This window comes from Streptomyces sp. NPDC127098, from assembly GCF_042722465.1.
GTDB classification, from domain to species: Bacteria; Actinomycetota; Actinomycetes; order Streptomycetales; family Streptomycetaceae; genus Streptomyces; species Streptomyces millisiae.
Map to the genome: position 1 here is coordinate 1 of NZ_JBHXFJ010000043.1, position 13,387 is coordinate 13,387.

Genomic DNA, 13,387 nt, shown 5'->3' on the forward strand with positions numbered 1-13,387 from the left:
GAGTTGGGGGGGGCGGCGGCCGCGGCGTGGCGGCCCCGGCCGCGGGGGGGGGCGGCGGCCGTCGCCGCGCGCGCGCCGGCGGTGCCGCCGCCCCGCCGCTCGGCGGCGTCGGGCGTGCCGAGGCTCTCGCAGCGCAGCACCAGCCAGGAGCGCACGGCGACCGGCCGGGGGCCGCCGGGCAGCTGTCGGTAGGCGGCGGTGGGCTGGTAGCCGTGCTGGAAGTCCCAGGGCGGCAGGCCGAACTGCTCGACGACGAGCTGGGCGGCGGCCGGCCGCGCCGGGTCACTGTCGAGCCAGTCGCGGACGATCGCGGCGGGCAGTCCTGGCAGCGTGCCGGCGGGGAACGCGAGGACCGCGGCGCAGCCGCGCCCGTCGGACAGCACGCCGAGGTCGGGGACGTCGGCGGGCAGGTTGCGGTCGGCGACCTCGGTGACGTCCAGAGTGCGGAGCAGCGTGTGCGCGAGCCCGAGCCGCTCCTGCCCCAAGTCGGGGGCGGGCGGGGCGGGGGCGGCGGGGGCGAAGGCGTCGTTCCGCAGCCGGTCGAGCAGCCGTCGGTCGGCGAAGGCGCCCCGGCGCCGCAGCAGCGCTCCGGTGAGGACCAGGACTCCGGCGGCGGCCGGGGCCCAGCCCCGATGGTCGTGGAGCGCGAGCCCGGCCACGAGCAGGGCGAGGCCGCTCTCCACGGCCACCAGCCGGGCCCGGCCGAAGCGTGTCCACGCGGTGCGGAGCCTCATGGCGCCACCTCCTCTTCGCTCTCTTCGCCCGTTGCTTCCTCGCTCGCGGTCGGGGTGCGCTGTTCCTCGGCGGCGGCGCTCGGGTCGAGCACCGGGCCCGCGGGCAGCAGGTCCACGAAGGCGCCCGGCATCGTGGGCGCGTCCTCGGGCGCGTAGCGCAGTCGTCGAACGGCGTCGGGGGAGGCGAACGGGTAGGCGGTCCCGGCGTCGGTGATCAGCAGGTGGGTGCCGCCGGTGCCCCCGGAGGTGGTGGCCAGCACGACGGCGCCGGCGCCGGCCGGCAGGTAGACGGCGTTGAGCAGGCCGAGGCGGTCGCCGTTCGCCGGGCTGACCGGCGTGAGCCCGGGCGGCTCCGGCATCGCCTCCGGCAGGTGGACGGTGGCCTGCCAGGGCGCGTCGCCCGGTCGGCTGCCGGGCGGGGTGCTCACGCACACCGGCTGGTCGCGGCCCGGTTCCTCCGCCGCGGGCCGGGCGTCGGGCCACGCCGCGTCGCCGGGCGCCGGCTCCTCGGAGCGTGGGGCCGCGGCCGCCTGGGTGCCGCTGAGCTCGTGGTCCGCCGGCGCGCTGGCCCCCAGCAGCGCGTGCACCAGCGGGGAGACGGACAGCAGGCCGTCCGGGCGCACCAGGTAGTACTGCGGCTCCGCGCCGCCGGTCCCGGTGTGGGCCAGGTCCCCGACCTCGGCGGGAAACGGCAGCTCGACCTCGGGGGCGCGGCCGGCGCCGCCGGAGTCCAGGACGGTGATCTCCGGCCCCTCCGGCACGGTCGCGACGACCTCCCGCGGCAGCGGGACGGCGCGCACGCGCTGGAGGCCGAGCAGGTCGCGGACGGCCTCGGTCAGGGAGTACCGGCGGCCCTCGGCGAGCAGCCAGAGACCGCCGTCGTCGGTCCTGGCCAGCACCGTGCTACCCGCCGTGCCGTCGCCGGGCGCCACGCCGGGCACGGACACGTACAGCGCGGTCTCGGTCGGCGGTCCTTCGGTCTCCGCCGGGGTGACGCACAACGTCCAGTCGTCGTCGACGAGTTGGTCGGCGCCGGGCAGCGCGTCCGGGGCGCCGGGGATGCCCACGGGCAGTCCGCGCGGCGCCTGGTCGAGGGTGGCCTGCCGCACCCTGGTGAGCTCGCCGCCGCCGACCAGCAGCGCCGAGCTGAGGTTGAGCGCCGGGTGCACGATCCCGTCGCTGACGACGTAGCTGTCCCCGTCGTCGCCGACCACGACGGCGCCGGCCGTGGGCAGGGCCGGGCCCCGGCCGCCGCCGAGCCAGCCGACGATGCCGAAGCCGGCCAGGATCAGGACGGCGAGGGCCGTGCCGCCGGCCAGCGCCCGGTTCAGCCGGCGGCGCGGGTCGAGGACGGCCTCGTCCGTGCCGCGGAAGACGCTGGTGCTTCTGCGGAGGTGGTCGTAGGCGTACGCGTCCGCCCGTTCGCGTGTCGTGGCCATCCGTCAGTCCCCTTTCCCGTCGCGCGGCGTGGTGGTGGCGTCGTCGCCGTCGAGCCAGCGCAGGCTCGGGGCGGCGCGCCGGGGCGTGGCGGGCGCCGTCCGGCGGTCCTCAGGACCCGGCCAGGCGCGCCAGCCGCGTGCGGTGGCCCGGCGCACCGCGGGCACGCCGAGCAGGCTGAGCGCGACGGCGAGCAGCAGCGCGCCGCTCCACGTCAGGGCCGTGGCGGTGGCGGCGCCGACCAGCGGCTCGTCGGGCGGGACGGGGCGGACGGCGACGGCGCCGGCACCGCCCGGGTCGGCCCCTGGCTCCCGGTCGTCGGCCTCGCTCGGCCCCAGGTAGGTCAGGGCGCCGAAGGGGTCGACGATGCCGGCTCCGGTGGCCTCGTTGGGGCCGCCGCCGACCGGCGACGCGGTCTCCGTCAGCCGCCGGGCCACCTCCTGGGCGGTGAGCTCGGGGAAGCGGGCCCTGACCAGCGCGGCCACGCCGGAGACCTGCGCGGCGGCGAAGCTGTTGCCCGACTCGACGCGGTAGCCGGAGCCTTCCGGGGCGACCACGGTCAGCGTGTCGCCGTAGGCCGCCAGGTCGAGCCAGTCGCCGGTGTTGGACGACTCCATGGGCTGCCCGTCGTCGGTGACCGCGCCGACGGCGAGCACGCCGTCGTAGGCGGCCGGGTACATCAGGCCACCCGCCGGGCCCTGGTCGCCCTCGTTGCCGGCGGCGGCGACCACGACGACGTCGCTGGCCAGCGCGTCGGCCACCGCCTCCCGGACCGGCGGGTCGTCGACCGGGCGGCCGAAGGAGAGGTTGAGCACGTCGACGCCCGCCGCGACGGCGTCGTCGATGGCGGCGGCGATGGTCTCGGGCGGCACCTGTTCGACCGTGCCGTCGAGCCGCACGGGGTAGACGACGGCGGCGGGGGCGACGCCCGTCATCCGGTCACCCGCCGCCCGGCGGGCCGCGATCAGCCCGGCCACGGCCGTGCCGTGTCCCGAGCAGTCCTGCTCGGGCGGCGGCGTGCCGCGCCGGGCCGCGCGTTCGGTCGCCACCGTGGTGAACTCGCTGCCCCTGACGACCGCCCCGTCGGCCAGGTCGGGGTGGCGGGCGTCGACGCCGGAGTCGACGACGCCGACGAGGACGTCCTCGCCGGTGGACAGGTCCCACGCCTGGCGCAGCCCGAGCTGGCCGATCAGCCGGTGCGGGCCGGTGTTCTCCCCCAGGTCGTCCTCGACGACCTGGGTGCGGCACGGCGTGGCCGCGGCCGGTGGCGCGAGCCCGGGGACGGTCAGGAGGGAGGCCGCGGCGGCGACCAGGGCCAGAGCCGCGCGGGGCGACGGCCGCCGCCGCTCCCGCTTCCGCTTCACCGTGGTCACCTCTCTCACGGCCGCAGGTCGAGCACGGTGGAGTAGACGTCCCACACGGCGAGGCAGAGCGGGACGACGGACAGCAGCAGCGTCGTCTCCAGCACGTCGATCGCGCGGGAGAGCCGGGGGTTCAGCGGGACGCGGCCGGCGAGGACGCCGACGGCCCCGGTCACCAGGGCGGTCAGCAGCGCGACCGGCAGGACCACGCCCAGCATGGGGGCCCGCTCGCCGAAGTGGCCGGTCACCGAGGCGAACGCGGCGCCGCCCGCCGCGAGCAGCGCGGTGGCCAGCGGGACGGCGACCTGGGCCGGCTCCCTGAACAGGCGGGAACGCATCAGCGTCAGCAGCACCAGCACCGCCCCGAGCACGCCGGGCCACAGCCGGTTCGAGGCGAACAGCACGCAGGCGCCGGCGCCGGCCACCAGGTGGCTGCCGGCCAGCATGCCGAGCAGCAGCCGCCGGGCGGCGCCGATCCTGGCCCGCAGCCGGTCGTGTTCGAGCTGGCTCGGCAACGCCTCCAACTCCTCGACGGTGGCCGCGATCTGCGGGGCGGGGATACGGGCCAGGCGCACGGCGAGCGTGGGCCACAGGGTGGTGAGGGCCAGGGCGAGCGGGGCGGCGACGGCGGCGGCGCTCGCCGGCGGAACGTCCCAGACCGCGCACACCAGCGCCCCGGTCGCGGCGAGCGGCCCGGTGACCACCAGGGCCGCGAACGTCCCGTCGCCGCCCTCCACCAGCAGCGGCCCGACCGCCCCGATCAGGGCCAGCACCCCGCAGGCGAGGAGCAGTTGCCCGGCCGTGCCGCCGGTGAGGATCCCGGGCTCGCCGCCGAGCAGCCGGACCGCGCCGAGCACGGCCGGCGGCGCCGCCAGCACGACGGCGAGGGTGCCGGCGGGCGGGTCGGCGAAGGCCCGGGACATCAGGACCCCGACGACGAGTGCGAACAGGGCCGTGACGAGGCCCAGCCAGCCGGACAGCGGTCCCGGCGCCGCGTCGAGCGCGCCGCAGACGGTGAGCACGGCCCCGGTGGCCAGCGCGCCGGTGACCCGGCGGGTGGCGGCGGTGGGCCAGGCGGCGCGGACCGCGTCCGTGCCGATGACCTCCACGACGTCGTCGTACAGCGGCGCCGTGGCGTCGTCCGTGCCGTGCCCGACGAACAGCAGGTCGCCCTCGCGCACGTCCTGGCCGGCGAGCGTGCCCGCGGTGTCGAGCCGGGTGCCGTCGGCGCGGCGCAGCACCCAGCCGCCGTGCCGGACCCCGCCGTCGGGGCCGGGATCCTGGCCGGCGTGTCGCAGGAGGGCCGGCATCAGTCGGGCCAGCGGGACGGTGGCCGGGACGGCCAGGTCGGCGCGGCCCGTGGGGCCCGCGACGCCGACCCGGACGAACGTCGCGCCCGTGGACGTCGGTTGCTGCTGGGTGAGGCTGCCGCTCATGAGGGGGTCCCGGTGGGCTGGGCGAGGGTGGTCAGGGGCGAGTCGGCGCGGACGAGCTGCACCGGGACGTTGCCGAGCCTGCGGTGCAGGAGCAGGCCGCGGCCCTTGGGGCGCTGCGCCGGCTTGATGCCCCACAGGGGCAGCTCGTCCTTGGGGATGCTGAGCAGGACGGCGGGCGTGCCGAGTTCCTTGAGGCGGCCGAGCACCGGGTCGGCGACGGCGCGGGCCGAGCCGCCGGCCTGCCGGGTGACGACGAGGTGGAGTCCGATGCCGCGGGCCTGCGGGAGCATGTCGAGGAGCGCCTTGAGCGGGTTGCCACGCGAGGTGGCGACGAGGTCGTAGTCGTCGACGAGGAGGTAGACCTCGGGGCCGGTCCACCAGGAGCGGTCGCGCAGCTGCTCCGGGGTGACGTCGCGGCCCGGGAGGCGTTTCCTGAGCCCTTCGACGAGGCCGCCGACCACCTCCAGTGAGCGTTCGTGGGAGGCGGAGTAGCCGAGCAGGCTGGGCCCGTCGAACTCGCGGAGCATGGTCATGCGGTGGTCCAGGATGATCAGCTTGGCCTGCTCGGGGGTGCGGGTCGTGGTGATCTGGCGGGCGATGCCGCGCAGCAGCGACGTCTTCCCCGACTCGCTGTCGCCGATGACGATCAGCCCGGCGTCCTCGCCAGGGGTGAGCACGACCGGCTCAAGGCGGTTGCCCTCCACGCCGATGGTCACGCCGGGCTGCCCGGTCGCGGCCGCCGGCAGGTCCTCCGCCGGGAAGCTGGTGGGCAGCAGCCGGACCCCGGGGGCGCGGCCGCCCGACCAGGCGTCGTCCACGTGGCGCACCAGCCGCGCCACGCCCTCGGCGAGCCCGGCGGCGGAGCGGACGCCGTCCACCCGGGGGACGGCGGTGAGGAAGTGCAGCTTCTCGTGGGTGATGCCCCGGCCCGGCCGGTCGGTGGGGATGGTGCGCTGCGCCTTGCGGTCCACCTCGGAGTCCAGGGCGTCGCCGAGCTTCAGCTCCACCTTGGTGCCGAGCAGGTCGCGTAGACCCATGCGCATGTCGAGCCAGCGGTTCCCGGTGACGACCAGGTGGACGCCGTAGGTGAGCATCCGGCCGGCGACGGCCGTCAACGTCTGCTCGAGCTCCGGGTAGTTCTGCCGCAGCACCGCCCAGCCGTCGACGACCAGGAAGACGTCGCCGTGGGAGTCGTCGGTGTGGTTCCCCTCGGCGCGGGCGCGACGGTAGGCGGCCATCGACTCGATGCCGAGCTCGCGGAAGCGGGTCTCGCGGGCCTCCATGACCTCCAGGACCTCGGCGACGGTCCGGTTGACCACCTCCGCGTCCAGCCGCCCGGCGACGCCGCCCACGTGTGGCAGCCCGGCGAGGGGGAACAGGGTGCCGCTGAAGTCGAGGCAGTAGAACTGCACTTCCGCCGGCGTGTGGCGCAGCGCGAGGGAGGCGATCAGCGACCGGACGGCCGTCGACTTGCCGCTGTGCGGGCCGCCGACGACCGCGACGTGGCCGCCGGCACCCGCCAGGTCCAGCTCCAGCGGGTCGCGACGCTGGTGGAACGGCCGGTCGACGACGCCGATGACGGCGGTCAACCCCGCGTCGTCGCCGGCGCGTCGCGACCGTCCGGCGGGCTCGGCGTGCAGCGCGTCCAGGGGCTCGGGCTGGTCCAGGGGCGGCAGCCAGACCTGGTGGGCCTGCGGCCCCTGGCCGGCCATCTGGCCGACCATCACGTTGAGCACCGTGCTGCCCGGGTCCTCGCCGTCGCCGAACTCGTCGGGCGCCGGCTCCGGTTCGGGCTCCGGCGGGCGTTCGTCGACGGGCACCGGCACGTAGCCGGCGCGGAACGGCCGGATGTCCGTGCTGCCGCCGAGCACGGCCGAGGCGCCGTCGTCGCCGGTGCGGTAGGCGCCGGAGACGTAGGCGGCGCGGAACCGCCTGAGGGTGGTGGTGTCGGTCTTGAGGTAGCCGTGTCCCGGGGCGCTGGGGAGCCGCGCGGCGTCGGGGACGCCGATGGCGGTGCGGCTCTCGGCCTCGGAGAACGTGCGCAGGCCGACGCGGTAGGACAGGTGGGCCTCGAGTCCACGCAGCTTGCTCTCGTCCAGACGCTGCGAGGCCAGCAGCAGGTGCAGGCCGAGCGACCGGCCGAGCCGGCCCATCTGGACGAAGAGCTCGGCGAAGTCCGGCTTCTGCGTGAGGAGTTCGGAGAACTCGTCGACGACGATGAACAGGCTGGGCAGCGGCGGCAGTTCGGCCCCGCGCTGGCGGGCGCGTTCGTAGTCCCGGACGGAGACGAGGTTGCCCGCGTCGCGCAGCACCTCCTGCCGGCGGTTCATCTCGCCGGAGAGCGCCTCCCGCATCCGGTCCACGAGGCTGAGGTCGTCCTCCAGGTTGGTGATGACGGCCGCCACGTGCGGCAGCTCGGCCATGCCGGCGAAGGTGGCGCCGCCCTTGAAGTCGACCAGGACGAAGTTGAGCTGCTGGGGCGAGTGCGTGGCCGCCATGCCGAGCACCAGGGTCCGCAGCAGCTCGGACTTGCCAGAGCCCGTGGCGCCGACCACCAGGCCGTGCGGGCCCATGCCGCTCTGCGCCGACTCCTTGATGTCCAGTTCGAGCAGCCCACCGTCCGCGGACACCCCGATGGGCACCCGCAGGCTGTCCCGCATGGGCCTGGCCCGCCACAGGGTGTCGAGGTCGAGGTGCCCGGGGTCCTGGATGCCGAGCAGGGCGGGCAGCGTGTTGACGGTGGTCGTCAGGTCCTCGGCGTCCCCGGTGGTGTCCACGTCCGCGCGGCAGGGGGCGAGTTGCATCGCCAGCGCCTCCGCCTCGGCCACGGTGAGCGTGTCGGCGGTGCCGAGGTCGTCGACGGTGTCGCCGGCGCGGACCGCGAGCGTCGTCTCCCGGATCTCGAACCGCACGCCGTGCGCCTCGGTCAGCGCGGCGGCCTGGCCGTCCACGTCGAGCACCGTGACGGCCTGCATGCCGTTGGGGTCGAGCAGCGCCTCGCCGCCGCCGACCAGGCCGCCGTCCAGGACGACCAGCAGGTGCGGGAGGTCGGGGTCGGGCGTGGCGCCGCGGTGGAACCGGGTCCTGCGGCTCAGCTCGGTGCCCAGCCACTCCTCCAGCACGGCCAGCGACGGGTGGATCATCCGCACCGGGCCCACGTGGTCCAGTTCGTCGGGGTGCTGGAGGTGCGGCAGCCACTTCAGCCACCCCCACTCGGGCCCCTCGACGTCCCGGACGCACGCCACGACCCGCAGGTCCCGCGGGGAGTGGAACGTCACCGCGTGGGCGATGATCGCGCGGAACAACGCCCGCGCCGCCGCCCGCTCCTCGTCGTCGGTGACCGACACGGCCGCGAAGCGCCGCAGCGCGACCTGCACCGGCAGGTCCGGGACGACCGAGTACGTCGTGACGAACCGCTTGAGCGCGGCGGCGCACAGCGGGTCCAGGTCCTCCACGGGCGCGGACTCGCCGGGAACCAGCGGCCGCGCCAGGTGGTGCGGGCCGAGACCGACCCGCACCACGCCGAAGTCCGGGTCGCCGCTGCGGCGTTCCCACAGCCGGCGGCTGTCGGCGAGGCACCACAGCTGGCGCGGCTCGGGCGCGCCCCACTCCAGCGCCTCGCGCTGCGCCTCGGCCGTGCGCCGCACCTCGGTCCTGGTGCGCTCCAGGTGCCGCAGGTACTCGCGCCGGTCGTTGCGGGCCTGGCCCTTCACCGTGCCGCGCTGCCGCATCAGGAACCCAACGACCATCGCGACGCAGGACACCAGGAACAGCCCGCCGACGATGTAGCCGATGGGGCCGCGCCGCATCGCCAGCATGTAGAACACCGAGCCGAAGCCGCTGAGCGCGGGCAGCACGGTCAGCCAGATGTTGGCCTCCTCCGGCTTCGGCAGCAGCGGGGGTGGCTTCAGCACCAGCTCCTTCGTCGGCACCACAGGACGCGCCACCCGCGCCGGCCGCCGCACCACGGTCGTCGGCCCGCTCATTGCCGGCTCCGCCAGTTTTCGTCCCCCCGGCTGGTCACTTCCGAGACCTCCTGCTGGCCGTCGTAGTCGTTCTCGACGCCCTCCCGCCCGAGTTCGTCGACGCGCTCATCGTGGAAGTGGTCGCTCAGGGGGCCCAGGGCGTCCGTGATTGCCTGCCGTTGGTTCCGGCCGGTGGAGGTGCCGATCTGTTCCCACTGCTGCGGATCCAGGTCCCACTTCTCGCCGTTGTACGGGATGATGCGACCGGCCGGGGTGTCGTCCATTCCCTCATATCCGGTGCGCCGCGCGACGTCGTAGATTCTTTGCAGCTCCTCCGTGTCACCCCGCCGGTTCTCCCAGTAGCGGCGCAGTTCGTCGTTCCTCTCGGCGGTGGGCTCGGGCTCGCTGACGAGATTCGAGGCCCCGTCCACCACTGCGGTAGCCCGGTTCCATTCGCCGGCTATGGAGAGCCCTGTCTTCACCGCTTGGTAACTCTGCTTCGCGACTTCGTCGCTCCGCTTGTCCTCCCGGTATGCCGCGGCCAACTCGGCGTTGGTGACGGCGCCGCTCAGCTGACCGAGCTGCCGGATCTCGGCGGGCACCGTTCCGGTCCCCGGGGCGCCTTCGAAAACGCTCCGCGCCCGATGCTCGATGTAGTCGCCGACCTGGGATCTGAACGCTTCGGCATTCTGTCGGCTGGGGTCCAGCAGCACCGAGAACAGATTGCTTCGCTCGTTCGCCGAGAGCGGGAACCCGTCGCTCCGGGTCACGGGGGGTTCGTCTGGGCCCGCTGTGGCGACGGCGGAGAGGCGGTTCAGGTACTCCCTGTTCCCCGCGATGTTCGTGAGGGCGTCCGCGGCCCCCGGCGCGAACTCCCGCCGGTTGTCGACATAGTCGTCGGCGTTGTCCGCCACGTACTGCATCAGGGTGTGGCCGGCGTTCAGCCTGTTCGCCTCCGCAGCGGTGAACGTCTCGCCCTCGGGCAGGGTGCCGGCCCGCATCAGGTCGCCCACGGCCCGGCCGCCGTCCGCCCAGGACGAGCTGAGGGACGGGTCGAGCAGCCGGCCGATCTGGTTCTTGTCGCTCAGGAAGGTCGCGGCGGCGTCCTCGTTCCTGGCGGCCAGCGACAGGAAGGTGTCGGCTCCTTCGAGCGGGGTGAGCGCGAAGGTCGTCGACGTGGACTGGTAGTCCTTCCGGGCGTCGATGGCCGCGTTGATCAGCGACGTGCTGAAGTTCTCGTTCGGGGTGATCGTGCTGTGGCTCAGGAGCGCGCCGAACTCGTCGAACCGCTCGGCCTGGAGCCTGACGCTCCGCCCGTCCTTCCCCTGGTCGGAGATCGGCTTGTCCTCGAAGAACTCCCGGACCTGGCTCAATGGTTCGGGACCGGTCGAGGCGGCGATGACACCGTTGGCGACCGAGCTCCGGAAGTCCTTGTAGGAGTCGCCGAGCCGCCCGATCCCGAGCAGGTCGTCCGTGCTCATATCGCGGAAGAACGCGTTCAGGTACGCCTGTTGCTCGGGCGTCGGGGTCTTGTCCCCGTCCTTCGCGTCCACGTCCTCCGCGACGCTGTTGAGCCCGGACGTGTAGCGCGCCAGCAGCTCGGGGTCCGGGTTCCCCTCGGCGAGGAGCCGCTTCACCTCGGCGGCGTTGAACGCGGCCATCTCGTCGCTGCGCCAGATCCCCAACGGTCCCTGGGACGTGTCGAAACCGGCCTCCTCCAGCGCGGTTCCGTACTCGGCCAGCTTCTGCCGGTACTGCCGGATGGCGTCGGTGATCTCCTCGTCCGCCCAGTGGGCCTCGTCGGCCGTCATGTTCAGGTAGGACTCGCGGATGTCGGTGGGAAGGTTCGGCGGAGGGGTCCACGCGTTTCCCGAGAGCACGCCCTCGTACTCCACGTTGTTGAAGAGGAACCGGGGCACCGCCGAGGCGAGCGCGGGCCTGGCCAGGCCGACGGCGGGCACCGGCTGGCTCGCGAAGAACTGCTGGGCCTGCCCCCACGTCCGCACCGCCGCCGTCGAGTTGCGCTCGAGGATCTGCTGCATGCCGGCTTTCCCCCCTCCTCCGTCGATCTGCGCGTCCACCTCCTCTCTGGTGTCCGTGGCGTGGTTCATGGCGCGGACGAGCATCCGGACGACCCTGTCGATGCCCTCGCCGTTTCCCTGGAGGCCGGCGGCGGTTTCGTCGACGCGGTCGTCCTCGACGAACGCGGCGCCGTTGAGCGCGCCCGCCTGCTTCCCGATCTCCGTCGCGCGTTGGGAAAGCTCACCGGCGGTCTCCGCCCCCCGCGCGGCCCGCGCGAAGATCGACGCGGTGTCCGCCATGTGGTCCGTGTCCACCTCGGCGGCGAACTCCTCGCGGTGGGTCCACGGCTTGGCGCTGCTCGCCGCTTCCACATCGGCCCTGGTGAATGTGACGTCCATGGCGGACCCCCGTCCCCCTATATCCCGTCGGCGATCGCCCGCGCGACCGCCGTGTCGGCCCGGACCACGGCCGCCTCGGCGGCCACGTCCGTCTCCTCGCCGATGTCCGCGGTCCGGTGGTCGGCGTCGGACATGTTCTCCCGCCCCTCGGCCGCCTGCCCCACCTCGCGCCGCTGCCGGTCGCGGGTCGCGTTCAGCGAGGCGACGAAGGCGTCGGCGCCGCCGAAGCGGCCGGCCTCCGGCTGGGCGTTGCCCAGCTGGCGGCGCACGACCTCCGCCTCCTCCGCGGCGTCCAGGCTCATCCGGCCCGACTCCCGGAACCGCTCCGGGATGAAGCACAGACCGTCATCGGACACGGCTTTCCCCTCTCCAGCCTGCTCGTCTCGTCTACTCGCCCAGCACGCCGTTGGCGGCCCGCCGGTGCGCGGACCACACCTCGGGGTCCTCGGTGAGGTCGGTGGGCCGGCCCTGCCGGCCCGACTCGCGGGACCCTTCACCGTTCGACCGGCCCGCCGCGCCCATCGCGCCCGGTGGCGGGGCGAACGGACGACCGCCCTGCGCCGCCTCGCGCATCGCGAACCGTTGGGCGACCGCGGCGCGTTGGCCCAGGTTGCGCTGCGCCTCGCGGATGACCTGCTGCTGCGCGGGACCCGGGTGGGCCACGCTCGGCGGCAGCACCCCGCCGTAAAGACCGCCGAGCCCGCCGCCTCCGCCGACGGCGCCCGCGCCGCCGAGCGCGCCGAGGCCGACGCCGGTGGCCATCGCGCTGGGCCCGGTGCCGAGCCCGGAGAGCCGGGTCGCGTACTCGGTCGACTCACCGAACGGCAGCCCGGTGACGGGGTCGATCCACCGGCCGCCGCCCGGGTCGAACTCGCGGCCCGTCGCCGGATCGACCAGGTAGCCGGTGTTGGGGCTCTGCACCCAGCCGTCGAACTCGCCGGCCTCCGGGCCCTGCACGGAGAGATAGGAGGGGTACTCCCCGTTTGTCGTCTGGGCGTTGGGGGACGGCGGGTGTCCCTCGATCAGGTTGTCCCGGTCGTCCGCCGTCGGATCGGGCCGCTGGGGTCTCGGCCTGTTATCCGTCGTGGCGCGCTGGTCGTCGCTTCTCGACGCGGTCTCCCGGGACGCGTCCGCCCTGACCGTGCCGCTCCGCTCGGGCGAGGCCGGCGCGTCGCCGCCGGTCACCCTGCTCACGTCCTGGCTCAGTTGGTCCAGCACGCCGCGGGCCTCCGCGAGCAGCCGCTCCTGCTCCGCCTCTCCGCGCGCCGCCGCGCTCACCATGGCGGGGCTGATCGCGTCGGCCGGCAGGTCGACCTGGGCCGCCTCGTACTCGACGAGCAGCGTCAACGCCCGCTCCGTGGCCCGGGCCGCCGCCTCGCCCGCGGTGCGCAGCTGGCCGGCGACCTGCTGGGCCACGGCGCTCGCGCCCTCGGCCCAGGCCGCCGTCCCGCCGAGCCGGTCGGCGAGCTCGGCTAGACCGACGCCCCGCTCGGCCTCGGCGTTCGCGGCGGCGCTCGCGAGCCGGTCCCGTTCGGTGGTCCCCGCGGTGGCCAGGGCGGTCCACGCCTCGGCCACCGCGTGGATCGACACGTGCTGGGCGCTGAGGATGCGTGCGATGACTGCCATGAACTCCTCGTCGGTCGCCATCGCACTCACTCCGTTCCGTTCGTCGAGGGCGCCGGCGCCCCGCCCGGGGCGGGGGACCGGCGCTGGGCGGCCTCGCCCGCCGCGACGAGCCGGCCGTGCGCCGCCTGGTCGGTCTCGTCCGCGATCTCGGCCATCAGATAGGCGCTGTCGCTGATGTCCTGCACGGTCAGCCCGGTCCGGCCCAGCTCGTCCGCCATGGTGGCGGCGGCCGACTCCAGCGCCTGCTCGGCGAGGTCGCCGCCCGGCACGTCACCGAACAGCCCGCGGGCGCCGCCGACACCGCCGAACGCCGCACGCATCGCGGCGAGTCGCTCGCTGTCCCGGGCGTGATCCCCCGCCTGCCGCGCCGCGCCGGGGTTGAGCTCCACGTCGCGTGATTCGGTCATG

8 protein-coding genes and 1 pseudogene are annotated in these 13,387 nt (G+C 75.1%); all 9 read right to left on the reverse strand.

Annotated elements, in window-relative coordinates; translation table 11 throughout:
• Positions 1 to 734 (reverse strand): annotated as a pseudogene (locus ACFWI8_RS24225) (hypothetical protein); the annotation flags it as partial.
• On the reverse strand, positions 731 to 2,173 hold the full coding sequence (eccB, locus tag ACFWI8_RS24230) for a type VII secretion protein EccB (RefSeq protein WP_387095083.1): 1,443 nt from the start codon (positions 2,171 to 2,173) through the stop codon (positions 731 to 733). The pseudogene ACFWI8_RS24225 and the gene eccB, both read right to left, overlap by 4 nt.
• Positions 2,174 to 2,176: 3 nt before the next feature.
• The gene (locus ACFWI8_RS24235) at positions 2,177 to 3,535 is read right to left on the reverse strand and encodes a S8 family serine peptidase (protein WP_387095085.1); all 1,359 of its coding nucleotides are present in this window, start codon (positions 3,533 to 3,535) and stop codon (positions 2,177 to 2,179) included.
• A 14-nt stretch (positions 3,536 to 3,549) separates the two neighbouring features.
• The gene (gene eccD, locus ACFWI8_RS24240) at positions 3,550 to 4,968 is read right to left on the reverse strand and encodes a type VII secretion integral membrane protein EccD (protein WP_387095087.1); all 1,419 of its coding nucleotides are present in this window, start codon (positions 4,966 to 4,968) and stop codon (positions 3,550 to 3,552) included.
• Positions 4,965 to 8,954: a type VII secretion protein EccCa gene (gene eccCa / locus ACFWI8_RS24245; RefSeq protein ID WP_387095089.1), complete on the reverse strand. Its 3,990-nt coding sequence runs from the start codon at positions 8,952 to 8,954 to the stop codon at positions 4,965 to 4,967. The genes eccD and eccCa overlap by 4 nt, the downstream gene beginning before the upstream one ends.
• Positions 8,951 to 11,353: a hypothetical protein gene (locus ACFWI8_RS24250; RefSeq protein ID WP_387095091.1), complete on the reverse strand. Its 2,403-nt coding sequence runs from the start codon at positions 11,351 to 11,353 to the stop codon at positions 8,951 to 8,953. Before ACFWI8_RS24250 ends, eccCa begins: the two co-directional genes overlap by 4 nt.
• A gap of 17 nt (positions 11,354 to 11,370) precedes the next feature.
• The gene (locus tag ACFWI8_RS24255; RefSeq protein WP_387095092.1) at positions 11,371 to 11,709 is read right to left on the reverse strand and encodes a hypothetical protein; all 339 of its coding nucleotides are present in this window, start codon (positions 11,707 to 11,709) and stop codon (positions 11,371 to 11,373) included.
• 31 nt (positions 11,710 to 11,740) lie between these two features.
• Entirely contained in the window at positions 11,741 to 13,000 is a 1,260-nt protein-coding gene (locus ACFWI8_RS24260) for a hypothetical protein (RefSeq protein WP_387095093.1), read from the reverse strand.
• 5 nt (positions 13,001 to 13,005) lie between these two features.
• Positions 13,006 to 13,386, reverse strand: a complete 381-nt coding sequence (locus ACFWI8_RS24265; protein WP_387095095.1) for a hypothetical protein — start codon at positions 13,384 to 13,386, stop codon at positions 13,006 to 13,008.
• Position 13,387 lies beyond the last annotated feature (1 nt).